The organism is Fundidesulfovibrio terrae (assembly GCF_022808915.1).
Classification (GTDB): Bacteria; Desulfobacterota; Desulfovibrionia; order Desulfovibrionales; family Desulfovibrionaceae; genus Fundidesulfovibrio; species Fundidesulfovibrio terrae.
The window spans coordinates 1,140,447-1,155,721 of sequence record NZ_JAKZFS010000001.1 but is presented as its reverse complement, the minus strand read 5'-3'; the positions used below and the strand labels follow the sequence as shown (position 1 = coordinate 1,155,721).

Below are 15,275 nucleotides of genomic sequence, written 5' to 3'. Positions count from 1 at the left end.
CCATGCCCATCGCCCTGATGGACTGCAACAACTTCTACGCCTCCTGCGAGCGCGCCTTCGATCCGTCCCTGGCCGGACGGCCCGTGGTGGTGCTCTCCAACAACGACGGCTGCATCATCGCCCGTTCGGCCGAGGCCAAAGCCCTGGACATCCCCATGGGCGCGCCGGAGTTCAAATGCCGCCAGCTGTTCGCCAGGCACGGAGTGGCGGTGTTCTCCTCCAACTACGCCCTGTACGGCGACATGTCCTCGCGGGTGATGGCAACGGCCGAGACGCTGGTGCCGCGCATGGAGGTCTATTCCATCGACGAGGCCTTCCTGGACCTGTCGGGCATGCCCGGCACGCCGGAGGAGACCGCCCGGACCGTTCGCCGGGCCGTGAAGCGGGCCACCGGCATCGAGGTGTCCATCGGCATCGGCGTGACCAAGACCCTGGCCAAGGCCGCCAACAGGCTGGCCAAGAAGGACCCGGCCGGAGACGGGGTGCTGCGCCTGCCGCAGGGTCCGGAGCTGGAAGAGATTCTCGCCCTCCTCCCCGTGGGGAGCGTCTGGGGCATCGGGCGGCGCCACGCGGAGCGTCTCATGGCGCGCGGGGTGCGCACGGCCCTGGACTTCACCCGCATGAGCCAGGGTAGCGTCAAGGCGTTGATGACCATCACGGGCCTGCAGACCTGGCTGGAGCTTCGCGGAAGGCCCTGCATCTCGCTTGCGACGGCCCCGCAGCCCAGGAAATCCGTGATATTCTCGCGCTCCTTCGGCGTTCCGGTCACCCGCATCGAGGACATGCGCGAGGCCGTGAGCCATTACGCCGGAACCGCAGCCGCCAAGCTGAGAGCTAGGCAGGAGCAGGCCTCGGCCATCACGGTCTGGGTGCAGGCGTACGCATCGTTTCCAGGAGAAACGCCCTACAGCGCGAGCCTGGCTCGGGCGCTCGGCCAAGCCACGTCGGACTCCGTACGCATCGCACGCCTTGGGACCGACGTTCTCGCGCGCATCTTCCGTCCGGGCCTGCGCTACAAGAAGGCCGGAGTGATGCTGACGGGCATCGAGGGCGAGGGCACGGCCCAGCTGCCGCTTCTGCGTGAGCCGGACCCGCGCCCAGACAGGCTCATGGCCGTGCTGGACCGGGTGAACGCCAAATGGGGTCGCGAGACGGTCTTCCCCGCGTCCTGGGGGGTGGAGCGGCCCTGGCGGATGCGCCAGGCCATGCGCTCGCCCCGCTACACCACCTCCTGGGCCGAACTGCCCGTCGCGCTGGCCTGACCCCTATATGGGATTCCAAAGGGGCTTGCCCCTTTGGCCGCCGGCGGCTCCCCCGCACCTCCTGCCTCCGTAATTTTCCGTCCCAAGCCGCCCCTCCCGTGTTGACAGAATTTCCGGCCGGGCGTAGGCGGACCCCATGCAAACCAGCATGACCCGCACCGCCACCTCCATGTTCAGCGTCCTAGTCGTAGTACGCCAGGGAGTTCTTGCGGCCGCTTAACGCGGGTTGTGACCAGTACGTGACATCGTAACCTCAACCCCCCCGGCGGTCAGCCGGCGGGGGTTTTTCGTTTCTCAGGCAAGCGCCAGACCTCCAGCCGGACCGCCCGGACAGACACTGAGGAGGTCGATCATGAGCATCACCGGCGCGCGCTACACAGTGAAATTCCTTGCAGAACAGGGTGTGCGCACCGTCGCGGGCATCCCCGGCGGCTCCATCCTGCCCCTCTACGACGCCCTGGCCCAGCAGAGCGCCGTCCGCCATGTGCTGGCCCGCCACGAGCAAGGCGCGGCCTTCATGGCCCAGGGCATGGCCCGCCTCACCGGCCGCCCCGGCGTCTGCCTGGCCACCTCCGGCCCTGGCGCCACCAACCTGGTCACGGCCATCGCCGACGCCAGGCGCGACAGCGTGCCCCTGGTCTGCATCACCGGACAGGTGCCGCTTTCCATGATCGGCACCGAGGCATTCCAAGAGGTGGACATCGTGGAGGTGACCCGTCCCGTAGCCAAGGCCGGGCGCATGGTGCGCCACGCCTCCGAGCTGCCCGAGGCCCTGGCCTGGGCCTTCCGCGTCGCCGCCGAGGGCAGGCCTGGCCCAGTGGTGCTGGACATCCCCAAGGACGTGCAGGCCCAGGATTTCAAGGAAGAGGAGCACCCCGAGGAGACTCCCGCCGCGCCGCGAGTGATCAGCAACTGGGACGCCTCCCGCGCGGCGGCCATGATCAACGCGGCCTCCCGCCCGGTGTTGCTCCTGGGAGGCGGGGCCGCCAAGGGCAACGCCCCGGAGCTGGCCCGCCGCCTGGCCGAGAAGGCCAACATCCCCGTGACCATGACGCTCATGGGCCTGGGCGCGCTCCCGGCCGCGCACCGCCTGAGCCTGGGCATGCACGGCATGCACGGCCATCCCTGGGCCAACGCCGCCCTGGCCGAGTGCGACCTGCTCGTCGCCGTGGGCAGCCGCTTCGACGACCGGGCCACCGGCAGGCCCGAGACCTTCTGCCCCAAGGCCAAAATCGTCCACATCAACCTGGACCCCTCGGAGCTCGGGCGCATCCTGCGCGCCGACCTGGGGATCGCCTGCGAGGCCGCCCAGGCCCTGGCGGCCATCCTGCCCCTGGCCGAACGGCGCGAACGCCGCGACTGGCTCTCGCGCATCACCCGGTTCAAGGCCGAAGCTCCCATGGCCGGGGCCGCCAACTGCGCCGGCTGCGCCCGCAGCGTCATCACCCGGTTCAAGGCCGAAGCTCCCATGGCCGGGGCCGCCAACTGCGCCGGCTGCGCCCGCAGCGTCATCACGGACGTGGCCGCAAGGCTCCGCCCGGATGCGGTCATCGTCACCGACGTGGGCCAGCACCAGATGTTCGTGGCCCAGAGCTTCCCGTACCGCACGCCGGGCCGCTGGCTCACCTCCGGCGGTCTCGGGGTGATGGGATTCGGGCTCCCCGCGGCCATCGGAGCGGCCCTGGCCGATCCCCAGGCCCAGGTGGTCTGCTTCTCCGGCGACGGCAGCCTCAAGATGAACATCCAGGAACTGGCCACCCTGGCCGAAACCGGGGCCAACGTGAAGATCGTGGTGCTGGACAACCAGAGCCTGGGCCTGGTGGCGCAGCAGCAGAAGCTCTTTTTCGCGCGCAAGAGCGCGTCTCGCTACTCCCGGGGGACCGACTTCGCCGCCCTGGCCGAAGCCTTCGGCGTCACCGGGCTGAACCTGGACGCCTGCGACGATCCCGCCGCCGCCCTGGAAGACGCCCTCAACGCCCCGGTGCCGGTGCTCATCCACGCCCGCGTGGATCCAGGCGCCATGGTCTTCCCCATGGTGCCTCCCGGCGCGGCCAATTCCGAGATGCTGCACGGCCATCCGGCTGCGCGCGGAGAAGCGTTGCCCGAAGCCGCGAACATGAGGTAGGCTCCATGAAAACTGTCCCCGCGAGGCCACCTCATGAAACCACGGGCGCTCATCTTGACGGCGAACGGATTCGAGGATTCGGAACTGCTCTATCCCTACTACCGGCTCCAGGAAGCCGGTTTCCAGGTGGACATTTCCGCGCCCAAGGCCGGAGCGGTCACGGGCAAGCACGGATACACCGTGCAGGCCGAGCTCTCCCTGAACGACTTGGCGCGGCCGGCCTCCCAGGATTACGCCCTGCTGGTCCTGCCGGGGGGGATGGCCCCGTCGCACCTGCGCGATATCCCCGAGGCGCTGGACATAACCAGGGATTTCGCGGCAGCCGGCCTTCCCATCGCGGCCATCTGCCATGGGCCGCAGGTGCTCGCTTCGGCCGGGCTGCTGGCCGGGCGCAGGGCCACCTGCTCCGCATCCGTGGCCGGGGAACTCAAGACGGCGGGAGCCCTGTACGAGGATTCCGAGGTCGTCGTGGACGGGAAGCTGGTCACGTCGCGCAAACCCTCGGACCTGCCCGCCTTCATGCGGGCGATCATGCATCTGCTTGGGCAGTTGCCTGGGCGCCTGCTTGGCTAGACCAGGGCTTGTGTGTAGTCTGGCTCCATGCCCACGGACGTTTTTCTGCAACGGCTGGACTCCTACGACGTACCAGGATTGGACGCCGCGGCGGCACGGCTGCTTGAACTCTCGGGCTGCCGTCCAGCCCGGGGCGACCGCGTGCTGGTCAAGCCCAACCTCGTCGCGCCCTCCAACACGTCCCTCTCCTGCACCCGCCCCGAGGTGGTGCGCGCGGTCTGCCGCTACCTGGCCGACTGCGGCGCGCACGCCCTGGTGGGCGACTCCCCGGCCTTCGGCACGGGACGCATCGTGGCCCGCGCCTGCGGTATGGACAAGGCCCTCGCCGGCCTGCCCGCCACCCTCGTCAACTTCACCCGTCCGCGCCAGCTGCGCCTGACCCAGGGCGGCTCCATCGGCGTAGCCTCCCAGGCCCTGGACGCGCGTTTCATCATCAACGTCCCGCGCTTCAAGGTGCATGACCAGATGCTCCTCACCCTGGCCGTGAAGAACTTCTTCGGCTGCGTGGCCGGATTCCGCAAATCCTGGGCGCATCAGGTGCACGGCGAGAAAGGCACCCGCTTTGAGAGCATGATCATGGACGTCTGCCGGGCCATGCCGCGCTCGGTGAGCCTGGTGGACGGGATCCTGGCCATGCACGTGAGCGGTCCGGCCAAGGGCAGGCCGTATGAACTGGGGCTTCTTGGAGCGGCCGCCGACCCCGTGGCCCTGGATACGGCCCTTGCCGCCGTGCTGGGCCTGGCCCCGGACGCCACGCCCCTTGGGTGTGAAGCCGGACGGCGAGGGCTCCTACGCGAGGTGGCGTACCCCCTGGCGTCACCGGATGCGTTCAAGACCGGGGGATTCGTCCTGCCGGGAAAGCTCGCGCCCATCGCCTTCCAGCCCGCGCGTTTCGTGAAGGGGCGGATCAGGAGCCTGTGCGTCAGGCTGTGCGGGGGGAAGAACTGAAGAACGCCTCCGGCGGCCAGGGGGATGATCCCCCTGGACCCTCAATAGACTTCGCGGGGAGCGTCCTCCTACCTAGCTTTCCTCTTCCTCCGCCTTGATGTAGCCTGCGCCATCATGTCCGCACTCCATCGTGATCGCCATGTCGTCATCGGCCGGGTCCAGGGCGTTGGTTTCCGCCCGTTCGTCTTCCGCCTCGCAACGCAGCATGCTCTCTCGGGATTCGTCCTGAACGCCCCCGAAGGCGTGGTCATCGAGGTGCAGGCGAAAGAGCGTTCTCCACTCGACGCTTTCGCCGCAGACCTTATCGACACCCTGCCGCCCCTGGCCATGATCGTGGAGCACTCCCGCGAGAGCGTCCCCCCCGTCCCCGAAGAAACCGGGTTCGCCATACGCGCGACCGTGGCGGGCCAGGGCCACCACGTGCTGGTCAGCCCCGACGTGGCCACCTGCCCCGACTGCCTCGCGGACATGGCCGATCCCACCAACCGCCGTTTCCGCTACCCGTTCACCAACTGCACCAACTGCGGTCCGCGCTACACCATCACCAAACGCCTGCCCTACGACCGCGCCACTACGTCCATGGCCTGCTTCCCCCTCTGCCCCGACTGCGAGCGCGAGTACGAAGACCCCATGGACCGCCGCTTCCACGCCCAGCCCAACGCCTGCCCGGTCTGCGGCCCCAAGGTCTGGCTCGCCGGCCGCAAGGGCAAAACCCTGGCGGAAGGGCCCAAGGCCGTGGAACGCGCCGCCAAGGCCCTGGCCTCTGGCAAGATCCTGGCTCTGAAAGGCCTGGGAGGGTTCCACCTCGCCGCCGACGCCCTGAATCATGCCGCCGTGGCCGAACTGCGCCGCCGCAAGAAGCGCCCCTCCAAGCCTCTTGCGGTCATGGTCCCGGACCTGGAGACGCTCTCGCTTTTGGCGGACGTTCCCCCGGAAGAGGCCGCCATGCTCTCTGGGCGCGAACGCCCCATCGTGCTTGTGGACTTACGGCCCGGCTCCCCGCTCTCGCCCGACGTCTCGCCCGACACGGTCCAGTTGGGGGCCATGCTGCCCTACACCCCTTTGCACCACGTCCTCCTGCGGGAAATGTGTAACCTTTCCGGCGGCCCGGCTGTCTTGGTCATGACCAGCGGCAACCTGAGCTCGGAGCCCATCTCCCTCGGCAACCGCGAGGCATTCGGGAGGCTCGGGAGCATCGCGGACCTGTTCCTGTTCCACAACCGGGACATCCTGGTGCGCACCGATGATTCCGTGGTGCGCTTCCTGCGCCCGGAACCGGGCGAAGCGAACCTGCAGTTCCTGCGCAGGGCCAGGGGGTTCACGCCGGCGCCGGTTTTTCTGCCCTCGAAGGGTCCGAGCGTGCTGGGGGTGGGACCGGAACTCAAGAACACCGTCTGCCTGACCAAGGGCGACCAGGCATTCTTGAGCCAACACATCGGCGACATGCAGAACATGGAGACCGCCGCTTTCCACAAGGAGGTGATCGCCCATCTGGAATGCATCCTCCAGGTGAAGCCGGAGCTGGTCGTGGCGGACCTGCACCCCGACTACCTCTCCACCCGTTACGCCCTGGAGGAGAGCGGGCTGCCGGTCAAGCGCCTGCAGCACCATTTCGCCCACGTCTTCGCCGCGTTGGCGGACAACCGGCTCATGGAGCCGGTGCTGGGCCTGACCCTGGACGGATCCGGCTACGGCGAGGACGGGACCATCTGGGGCGGAGAATTCCTGTACGTGGACCCGGCAAGGCTGGTCATGCGCCGGGTGGGGCATTTCTCTCAGGTGCGCCTGCCCGGTGGCGAGGCGGCCATTCGCCAGCCGTGGAGGATGGCCCTGGCCTACCTGCGCGCCATGGGGCGCGACCCGCTGTCGGAAGGCTGGGACTGGCTTAAGGGCCACGAACAGGAGGCGGGGCTCGTGGCGGCCATGCTGGACAAGGGCGTCAACAGCCCGCGCACCACCAGTTGCGGCAGGCTCTTCGATGCGGTGAGCGCGGTGCTGGGTGTGTGCACCCGCATAAGCTACGAGGGGCAGGCGGCCATCATGCTCGAGCATGTACGGGACGCGGCAGCCCAGGATGGGTATCGCTGCGGCGCGCGCGAATCCGGCGGCATGCTCGAGCTGGACACCCTGGACCTCTTCGGCCAGGCGGCAGACGACGCCCTGCGGGGCGTACCCGCCTCCGTGGCCAGCGGCCGTTTCCATAAAGGCTTGTCTACGGGCTTGGCCCAGGCCGCCGGAACATTGTGCAACCGTTTTGGCACAAAGCATGTCGTTCTCAGCGGAGGCGTTTTCTTGAATAAAATCCTGTGTTCAAATATGGTGTCGATGCTGAACAGACTAGGAATTACTATCATTATGCATAAATATGAACCTCCTGGGGATGGATGCATATCCCTTGGGCAGGCCTTTTTTGGGCAATTATCCATTCTCGCGGAAGCCAATGCAGATTAATGCGAATATACGTATACGAGTATCCATATTAATATAGAACAAATAAACATTCTGGCAACATGTATCGTATCGTTTGCCTATTCGCCTCAGCAGTGCCAACCCTCGCTCCCACCTGGGATTATTTTCACCGTTCAGTGGATGTTACGTGATTCTCTCCAGCTAACTGGGGGAAACCCTACTTTTTTTACTTGCGCTCCCACGAATAGTATATATAGCTGCTTGTAGGGCAGGGTGCGCCCTGGTTTTTTCGGCACTTCGCGCCAGAAAACCCCCTACGACTGAGTCCGCGGCCAGCCTCCGGCCGCGTCAGCCAAGCATCCGGACGGACACCGCGACCCCAGCGCTCGAGAATTACACCTCGAGCGGCATTGAAACCGATGTATATGTTTGACTCGTTTCTTCGCATGGACTATTTTCAAATGTATGGTGTCAGGAGTCAGGGGTTCGCGCCATTTGGTAAAACGGAGCGCTCCAGGACGTTGCCGGGAGCCAAAGAGGTGAGAAAACATGTACAATGCATTCGATGAATCACTGGAACGCATCAAGCGTGCCACCGGCGCTCGCACCCAGGTCGATCTCGCGGCCATCCTGGGAATCCGTCAGTCGAGCATTTCCGACGCCAAGCGTCGCCAATCCATACCCGCCGACTGGCTGTTGAAACTCTATCGCAGCCACGGGCTCAACCCCGACTGGGTGACTGGCGGAGACCAGCCCCAGGTTCTGCGCGAAGGCATGGCCCTGCCCGTGGGACTCATGGAACCCGGGGCGGGCTACTCCAGCGACAAGCCCAAATCCCGCACCGTGACGGTCAGCTCCATGACCGGCGTCATCGCCGAGGACGGCGCCTTCCAGGAAAGGCCCGTCGAGATGCTGGCCATCCCCGAGCCGTTCGCCTGTTCCTCCCTGACGGTTTTCAAGATGGAGCACCAGAACATGGAGCCCATCATCCGCCGCGGGGCCTACTTCGGAGTCAACAAGGAGCAGAAGCAGCTGCGTTCCGGGGAAATCTTCGCCGTCGCCGTCCCCAACGAGGGCATGGTCGTGCGCCGGCTCTTCAACGACTTTGAGAACAACCGGGTGATCCTGCGCAGCGAGAACACCGCCTACAAGGAGGAGTCCCTGGGCTCCACCACCATCATCGGCAACATCATCGGCCGGGTCTGGTGGGTGCTGCAGGAACTCTAGGATCCTTTAAGGACTGAGAGCAAAGGCCGCTCCCCTTCCCAGGGGAGCGGCCTTTCTTTTTGATGTCGGAAACATGTACGTATAATTCTATACGGCAATCCGTCCCAACCTCCCCAACTTACCGGCATACCAGGACGCATTCTTTTCCCTTGTGGGTATTGCGCTTCCAATTCTTCGATGGTAAATATCTTTATAGGTTTAGTCTATATAGTAAAGTGCAAGGAGGCGGCAGATGTGCCCACGTTCGCCCACTCAAAGCCCCCCCCCCGCGCGCGTAAAGAACGGCGCAAGCGAATTCGCCACGGGGTTCGAGCGCATCGCCCAGGCACTCGCCATCGAAACGCAGCTTGAACTGGCGGACATCCTCAGCATCAGGCAGTCGAGCATTTCCGACGCGAAACGGCGGGGAGTCATTCCGGGCGAATGGGCCTTGAAGCTCTACCAGAAGTATCGCCTTAACCCGAGATGGGTCTACGACGGGCTCCCGCCGGTATTCCTTGCCCGCCCGGAGGAGGCCGGAGGGTCCGGAGTGAAAAACCCCGATTCGTCCTTCCTGCTCAAATACCCCGAGGGGACTCTCGTGGCGGTGCGCATGGCCGACGCGTCCATGGAGCCGTCCATCCGCAGGGACGCCTTCGTGGGCATCAACCTCGCGGAGAAGGCCATCCACCCCGGAGGGTTGCACGGGGTCGACCTTCCTTTCGAGGGGGTCACCGTGCGTCGCATCCATCTCGAGGAGGAAGCGGGCCTGGCCGTGCTGAGCGCCGACGCCCCCGCCGTCCCGCCGCAACGGCTCCCCCTGGAGCAGGCCCGGACAGTGATCCTGGGCCGCGTGGTCTGGCTCCTCGCTCCCGCCTGACCTCTCCCGGCCCCGAGACAAACGGACGCCATTGCGCTAAACTGCTGCTCCGCGACGCGACACGGAGGACTCATGCAGCAGCGCAAAATCACGGCGCCGGATGTGGCGGCAGCCAAAAACGCCCGCAAACTCACCGTCATCACCGCCTACGACGCGGGGCAGGCCGCCCTGGCTGAAGCGGCCGGAGCGGACATCCTGCTCGTGGGCGATTCCCTGGGCATGGTCGTGCTCGGCCAGCCCGACACCCTCGGCGTCACCATGGGGCAGATGCTCCACCACGTGTCGGCCGTGTCGGCCGGGGCGTCGCGCGCCCTGGTCCTGGCGGACATGCCGTTCATGTCCTATCAGGCCGACGTGGCCGAGGCCGTGCGCAACGCAGGACGGTTGGTGAAAGAGGGACGCGCCCAGGCGGTCAAGCTCGAGGGCGGCCGCGAGATCGTTCCCCAGGTGCGGGCCATCGTCTCGGCGGGGATACCGGTCGTGGGACATCTGGGCCTCACCCCGCAGCACGTCGCCGCCCTGGGCGGATACAAGGTGCAGGCCAGGACGGCCGAGGCCGCACGGCGGCTCGTCGAGGACGCGCGGGCGCTGTGCGAGGCGGGATGCTTCGCCATTGTGCTCGAGTGCGTCCCCACGCAGGTGGCCGCCCTGGTCACGCAGGACGTGCCGGTTCCCACCATCGGCATCGGAGCGGGGCCCGGGTGCGACGGGCAGGTGCTGGTCTTCCACGACCTGCTGGGACTCTACGAGGGTTTCAAGCCCCGCTTCGTCAAGCGCTACGCGGAACTTGCCGCGCTCATCCGGGAAGCGCTCGGGGAGTTCGCCCGCGAGGTGCGTTCCGGAGAGTTCCCCACTGGGGAGCATTCTTTCGAAATGGACCCCGAGGAATACGCCAAGCTGGTCTCAGGCTTGAAAAAATCCTGACGCGGCGGCCGGGCGCAGCCGTTCTTCGTCCTCGCGCAGACTTTTGCAGTGGACGCACAGGGTGGCCATGGGCTGGGCCCTGAGCCGGGCCTCGGCGATGTCCTCCCCACACTCCTCGCAGAGGCCGTATTCACCTGCCTCCAGGCGTGAAAGGGCCTCCCGGATTCCGGACAGGGCCAGGCGGTCGCGGTCGCGCATGAGCAGGGCGAAATTGCGGCCGGACTCCATTGTGGCCCGGTCGGCGATGTCCGGGGGCAGGAACTCTTCACCGGCCAGGTCCCCGGCGCTGTCGCGCATCTTGGCGAGGGTCTGTTCCATCATGCCGGTGAGGGTCGCGGTAAACGTCTGAAGCATTTGCGGTGTCATGGCTGGCTCCTGGCGTTGTATTGGGCGGACGTGCGCCGCTTGCGCCCTTCCCGCCTGCTTTGCCTGATGCCGTATGCCCCGGCGGCGCCACGAAGTCGTTTCGGGCCAGTGACATTCGTGTTTCGCGAATAAATACGGACCGTGCTTTTTTCATCACAGCCTTGCTTTTTTCCCCTCAGACAGTAGGGTGGGACATCGGCCGGTGTTTGACCGGACAATTCGAGGGAGCGAACCGACGGCGTCCTGCCGTTTTTCCACTTTCCACGGAGGAATTTCGGAATGAAGGTGAAGTTGTACGACGAGGACGTCAGGGAATTCATCCTGCAGTACCGGGGAGTGTTCCTCGTTCTCTCCCATGACCCTCTATTCAATAAGAATCTGCGCAGCACCCTGCTTCGGCACCTGCTCATAAAGGACGACTGCGTCTTCAACGTAGTGAACCAGGAGCAGCTCCACAAGGAGCTGCGCCAGCTCACGAGCCAGGGGCACAAGGTAGTCTTCTTCGTCGAACGCGAGATCAACGGGAAATACTCCCACGAACTCGTCCAGTTCATAAAAAACCAGTACGCCGAGGTGATGGTGGTCATCCTCACCGGCGAAGTGGCCAGGGAAATACTCATCTACCTGCACGAGATCGGCGCCAACAACGTCATCACCAAGCCCATTTCCCCGGACATGCTCATCGAGAAGATCGCCTTCACTGTGAAGCCGCGCGGCCAGTTGGGAGAACTCATCGAGGCAGGCAAGAAACTAAACGAAAACAAACAGTTCGACGAGGCAGCCTCCATCGCCAGGAAGATTCTCGAGATCAAGCCCGGCAGCCCGGCGGCCCTCCTGCTCCTGGGAGACAGCTTCGTGGGCCAGGGCAAGATGGACGAGGCCCTGAACGCCTACACGGAAGCCTCGCGCAACGGCAAACTGTTCCTGGACCCCATCAAGAAGATCGCCGAGCTGCACAAGCTGACGGGCAACATCGAGGAAGAGACCAAATACCTGGAGCGCCTGGACAGGCTGAGTCCGCTCAACGTGGACCGCAAGATCAACATCGGCGACAACTACATGTCCATGGGCGACAAGGACAAGGCCGTGGAGATCTTCGACGACGCCATCAAGCTGGCCACCAAGGAGGCCCTCGCACAGGTCAACAGGGTGACCCGGACCATCGCCGAGCATTGCATCGCCGGCGCCCCGGAGCTCTCGGAAAAATACCTCCGCCAGTCCCTGGATTCGAAGAAGGGGCAATTGGACAAGTCCGACATCGAGACGTTCAACCGCCTGGGCATCACTCTGCGCAAGCAGGGCAAGTGGGAGCAGGCCATCGAGGAATACCGCAGGGCGCTCAAGATCGCGCCCAGCGACCCGGGCATCCACTACAACATAGCCATGGCGTACAGCGAAGGCCACCAGTTCCAGGACGCCTTCAACTTCCTGGACAAGGCCCTGCGCCTGGAGCCGGAGCTCTGGAACTCGAGCGAGACCGTGTGCTTCAACATCGCCATGGTCTACTATCGGGCGGCCCGCAAGGAGCAGGCTGCAGACTTCCTGCAGAAGGCTCTGGGCATCAATCCCAGCTTCGAACGCGCCAAGGCCATGCTGCGCGAGCTGTAACCGTCAGCCCCCAACCAGCGACACGTTCCTAAACCTGACATTCCGGACAAGCCGGGTGACCCGGCACGCCCGCGGTCCAGACCGGACAAAAAGACATCCATGATCATCCATCCCGATTTCGATCCCGTGGCCATCTATCTCGGCCCGTTCCAGGTGCGCTGGTACGGCCTCATGTACCTGCTGGGCTTCACCGCCGGCTGGGCGCTGGGCAGGCATCGCGCCGCCCGCCCCGGCTCCGGCTGGACCCCGGCCATGGTGGACGACTTCATCACCTGGTGCGTTCTGGGGCTGGTGCTGGGCGCGCGCCTGGGCTATGTGCTCTTCTACGATCTGCCCTCCTACCTGCACGACCCCATCTCCATCTTCCAGGTGTGGCACGGCGGCATGAGCTTCCACGGCGGACTCATCGGGTTGTGCGTGGTGGTCTGGCTGTTCGGGCGCAAGTACGGCAAGACGTTCCTGGAGATCGGCGATTTCCTGAGCCCGCTGGCCCCTCCGGGACTTCTGGCCGGGCGCATCGGAAACTTCATCAACGGCGAGCTGTGGGGCGCGCCCACCAGCGTGCCCTGGGGGGTGCTCTTTCCCGACCCGAGGGCGGAGGGCGTGCCGCGCCATCCCTCCCAGCTGTACGAGGGGGGGCTGGAAGGGCTGGTGCTGTTCACGGTGTTATGGATCTTCTCGTCGAAAAAACGTCCCGCCGGATCGGTCATGGGACTGTTCCTGGCGCTCTACGGGCTCTTCCGGTTCGGCCTGGAATTCATCCGCGAGCCGGACCCGCAACTGGGCTACCTGGCCTTCGGCTGGCTGACCATGGGGCAGCTTCTGTCCCTGCCCATGGTGCTGGCCGGGGCGTGGTTCATCTGGCGCGGATACGCCGCAAAGGCCCGCGCTTCCTAGCGGCCTACTCCTTCTGCAGCGGGATGAGCGCGAACTCGCCGCACACGTCCTGGGCCATGGTTTCGGGCCACACGGCCACCAGGGTCTTGCCGCGCACCGCCTCGATGTTCTCCGTGAGGGGGCGCGGGGCGCTACGCTTGCAGTACCCCCATTCGCCCTTGAGCATCTCCTCGGGGGGACAGTACCGGTTCTCGTAGGGGATGGGCCCCTTCCAGTAACGGCAGTTCTTGCATCTGGCTTTTTTCATGGTCTGGGCAGCCCCTCCAGGGCGAGTTCGAAAATTGCGGGCCAGAGTTTCCCCGTGACGTAGAGCTTCTTCCGGGTCGGATCCCAGGCGATCCCGTTCAGGTCCGACTCGGCGGGCAGGCCCTGAAGCCGCGCCCGAAGAGGGGCGCAATCGATCCAGGCCGCCACCTTGCCCGTGGCCGGGGAAATGATCGCTATGCGATCCTCGTGCCACACGTTGGCCAGGATGAACCCCTCAACCCACTCCAGTTCGTTCAGGCGTATGACCGGCCGCCCGTTGTCGGTGACGGCCAGGGTGCGCACGGGCTTGAAGCTGGCCGCATCACGCCAGGTGAGCACGTTCGAGCCGTCGCTTACGACCAGGCCGAAAGGCGTGGCGGCAATCCCCCAGCCCTCCCCTTCCAGGGGAAGCGACCCTTGCGGGGCGAGCGTGGCGGCATCGTAGACCAGCACCTTCCCCGAAAGCCAGGTGAGCTGGTAGAAGCGCCCGCCCGCCAGGGCCAGGCCCTCACCGAAGTCCGATTTGTCCAGCTCCCGCGAGTCCAGAACCTTCCCGCTGGATGGCTCCACCTTGCGCAGGCTCGAGCGCCCGTAGAGGCCCGTGCTCTCGTAGAAAGAGCCCTCGTGGAGCAGAAGCCCCTGGGTGAACGCCTTCGGGTCGTGCGGCAGGACCGCCGTCACCGTATAGCCCACCCTGACCGATTGGGCCTGGACCGGAAACGCGGCCAATAAAATGACGGCCATCGCGACGGCCCAGGCACGGCCGCATTTCGCAGACGCGGTCCGGTCGGCAGGGCACGCGTGGATAATCCGGAACGTATTCAGAAAACGCCTCCTCTCGAGGGTTGAACGAATGCCCAGAACTACCCCATCACCCGCGTGCCTTCAAGAATGCCTTTCGATCCGGTCGGCGCTCCAGGCCCGCCGGATGTCGCATGCTCCTCGCCATGCCACCCCAGGCTCTTGCGGCTATGGGTCTCTTCTCTTGCAACCAAGCAATACGCTTGGTTATTTCTCTTGATCCGGCAGCCGCCGGACACAAGAGCGTCTCAATTGCCCACGGCGGAAAATGAACATCTTGTAATGTTCTTTTTGGCTTCGGCAGTTTGACAATGGATGATTGCCGCGAGTAGATTTACTAATAGCTGGAAATTCCGGCTAAAGGAGGAAGATCATGAACGGACTTACGAAAAAGGCTCTCATTCTCGGTGTGCTTCTGGCCTTCGGTCTTACCGCCGGCTTGGCTCAAGCCAAAACCCTGGATGCCGGCACCTTCTACGTGGAGCCGAAAGTCGGCTTTTACGGAAACTCCAACAAGAACATCGGCTCCATGTTCTCCTTCGGCGGCGAGGCGGGGTACTTCATCATTCCCGGCCTCTCCATCAGCGGCGAGTTCCTGGGCTACGCGGTCTACCAGAAGAAGATTCCCGCGAACTGGGCCAACAACTACGAAACCGTGGGGGCCTTCAGCCCCATCGCCATCGTCCGGTACCACTTCGTCAACGAAACGAACTACTCCGTCTTCGCGGGCATCGGCCTTGGCGGCTTCTTCTCCTCGGTGAAGGTTCCCCGCAACGGCTATACCTCCAACTTGACGGAAATGGCGGAGGTGGGATTCAACTACTTCATCTCGGACATGGTCAGCATACAGCTGGCCGGCCGCTGGCAGCACATCGGCGAATACGGCCGCCACGGCAGCGGGTTTGACAGCGCCCCCAGAGGATCGGACAACTGGGGCGGCAACCTCGCGGTCAAGTTCGTATTCTAACCCGCCGGAACACGCAAAGGCCCCTGCCTGCGGGGGGCCTTTTTCTTTTCCCGGAAAGTCTGT

The 15,275-nt window shown here is 65.0% G+C and carries 14 protein-coding genes; 11 read left to right on the top strand and 3 right to left on the bottom strand.

The genetic code is table 11. The features are described 5' to 3' along the window. The first annotated feature begins 2 nt into the window (after window positions 1-2). The 8 genes from ML540_RS05310 (at window position 3) to panB (ending at window position 10,327) form a co-directional block, all read left to right on the top strand. Window positions 3-1,262: a Y-family DNA polymerase gene (locus ML540_RS05310; RefSeq protein ID WP_243359052.1), complete on the top strand. Its 1,260-nt coding sequence runs from the start codon at window positions 3-5 to the stop codon at window positions 1,260-1,262. Between the two features lie 352 nt (window positions 1,263-1,614). Further along, complete coding sequence (ilvB, locus tag ML540_RS05305) at window positions 1,615-3,387, top strand: biosynthetic-type acetolactate synthase large subunit (protein ID WP_243359051.1); 1,773 nt, start codon at window positions 1,615-1,617, stop codon at window positions 3,385-3,387. Window positions 3,388-3,420: 33 nt separating this feature from the next. Next, entirely contained in the window at window positions 3,421-3,960 is a 540-nt protein-coding gene (locus ML540_RS05300; protein WP_243359050.1) for a type 1 glutamine amidotransferase domain-containing protein, read from the top strand. Window positions 3,961-3,987: 27 nt separating this feature from the next. Beyond that, window positions 3,988-4,908, top strand: a complete 921-nt coding sequence (locus ML540_RS05295) for a DUF362 domain-containing protein (protein ID WP_243359046.1) — start codon at window positions 3,988-3,990, stop codon at window positions 4,906-4,908. 114 nt (window positions 4,909-5,022) lie between these two features. Further along, the gene (gene hypF / locus ML540_RS05290) at window positions 5,023-7,359 is read left to right on the top strand and encodes a carbamoyltransferase HypF (RefSeq protein WP_243359043.1); all 2,337 of its coding nucleotides are present in this window, start codon (window positions 5,023-5,025) and stop codon (window positions 7,357-7,359) included. Between the two features lie 507 nt (window positions 7,360-7,866). Continuing rightward, the gene (locus ML540_RS05285) at window positions 7,867-8,544 is read left to right on the top strand and encodes a LexA family transcriptional regulator (protein ID WP_243359041.1); all 678 of its coding nucleotides are present in this window, start codon (window positions 7,867-7,869) and stop codon (window positions 8,542-8,544) included. Window positions 8,545-8,776: 232 nt separating this feature from the next. Continuing rightward, a complete protein-coding gene (locus ML540_RS05280; RefSeq protein WP_243359039.1) occupies window positions 8,777-9,403 on the top strand; it encodes a helix-turn-helix domain-containing protein in 627 nt (208 codons plus the stop codon). A 72-nt stretch (window positions 9,404-9,475) separates the two neighbouring features. Next, a complete protein-coding gene (panB, locus tag ML540_RS05275; protein WP_243359037.1) occupies window positions 9,476-10,327 on the top strand; it encodes a 3-methyl-2-oxobutanoate hydroxymethyltransferase in 852 nt (283 codons plus the stop codon). Here the strand turns inward: panB and ML540_RS05270 are convergent. Continuing rightward, window positions 10,307-10,693, bottom strand: a complete 387-nt coding sequence (locus tag ML540_RS05270) for a TraR/DksA family transcriptional regulator (protein ID WP_243359034.1) — start codon at window positions 10,691-10,693, stop codon at window positions 10,307-10,309. The two genes, panB and ML540_RS05270, sit on opposite strands and share 21 nt — an antisense overlap. Before the next feature lie 279 nt (window positions 10,694-10,972). Between ML540_RS05270 and ML540_RS05265 the strand changes: the two genes are divergently transcribed. Both ML540_RS05265 and lgt read left to right on the top strand, forming a co-directional pair. Then, the gene (locus ML540_RS05265) at window positions 10,973-12,301 is read left to right on the top strand and encodes a tetratricopeptide repeat protein (protein ID WP_243359032.1); all 1,329 of its coding nucleotides are present in this window, start codon (window positions 10,973-10,975) and stop codon (window positions 12,299-12,301) included. 99 nt (window positions 12,302-12,400) lie between these two features. Next, window positions 12,401-13,198 (top strand): prolipoprotein diacylglyceryl transferase, encoded by a 798-nt coding sequence (gene lgt / locus ML540_RS05260; RefSeq protein WP_243359030.1) that lies wholly within the window; start codon window positions 12,401-12,403, stop codon window positions 13,196-13,198. Window positions 13,199-13,202: 4 nt separating this feature from the next. Here the strand turns inward: lgt and ML540_RS05255 are convergent, their stop codons facing one another. Further along, complete coding sequence (locus ML540_RS05255) at window positions 13,203-13,445, bottom strand: hypothetical protein (protein ID WP_243359027.1); 243 nt, start codon at window positions 13,443-13,445, stop codon at window positions 13,203-13,205. After that, window positions 13,442-14,188 carry a glutaminyl-peptide cyclotransferase gene (locus ML540_RS05250; protein ID WP_243359026.1) on the bottom strand — a complete coding sequence of 249 codons (747 nt, stop codon included), beginning with the start codon at window positions 14,186-14,188 and terminating at the stop codon, window positions 13,442-13,444. Before ML540_RS05250 ends, ML540_RS05255 begins: the two co-directional genes overlap by 4 nt. Before the next feature lie 430 nt (window positions 14,189-14,618). Between ML540_RS05250 and ML540_RS05245 the strand changes: the two genes are divergently transcribed. Then, on the top strand, window positions 14,619-15,212 hold the full coding sequence (locus tag ML540_RS05245) for a porin family protein (protein ID WP_243359024.1): 594 nt from the start codon (window positions 14,619-14,621) through the stop codon (window positions 15,210-15,212). Window positions 15,213-15,275: the final 63 nt, after the last annotated feature.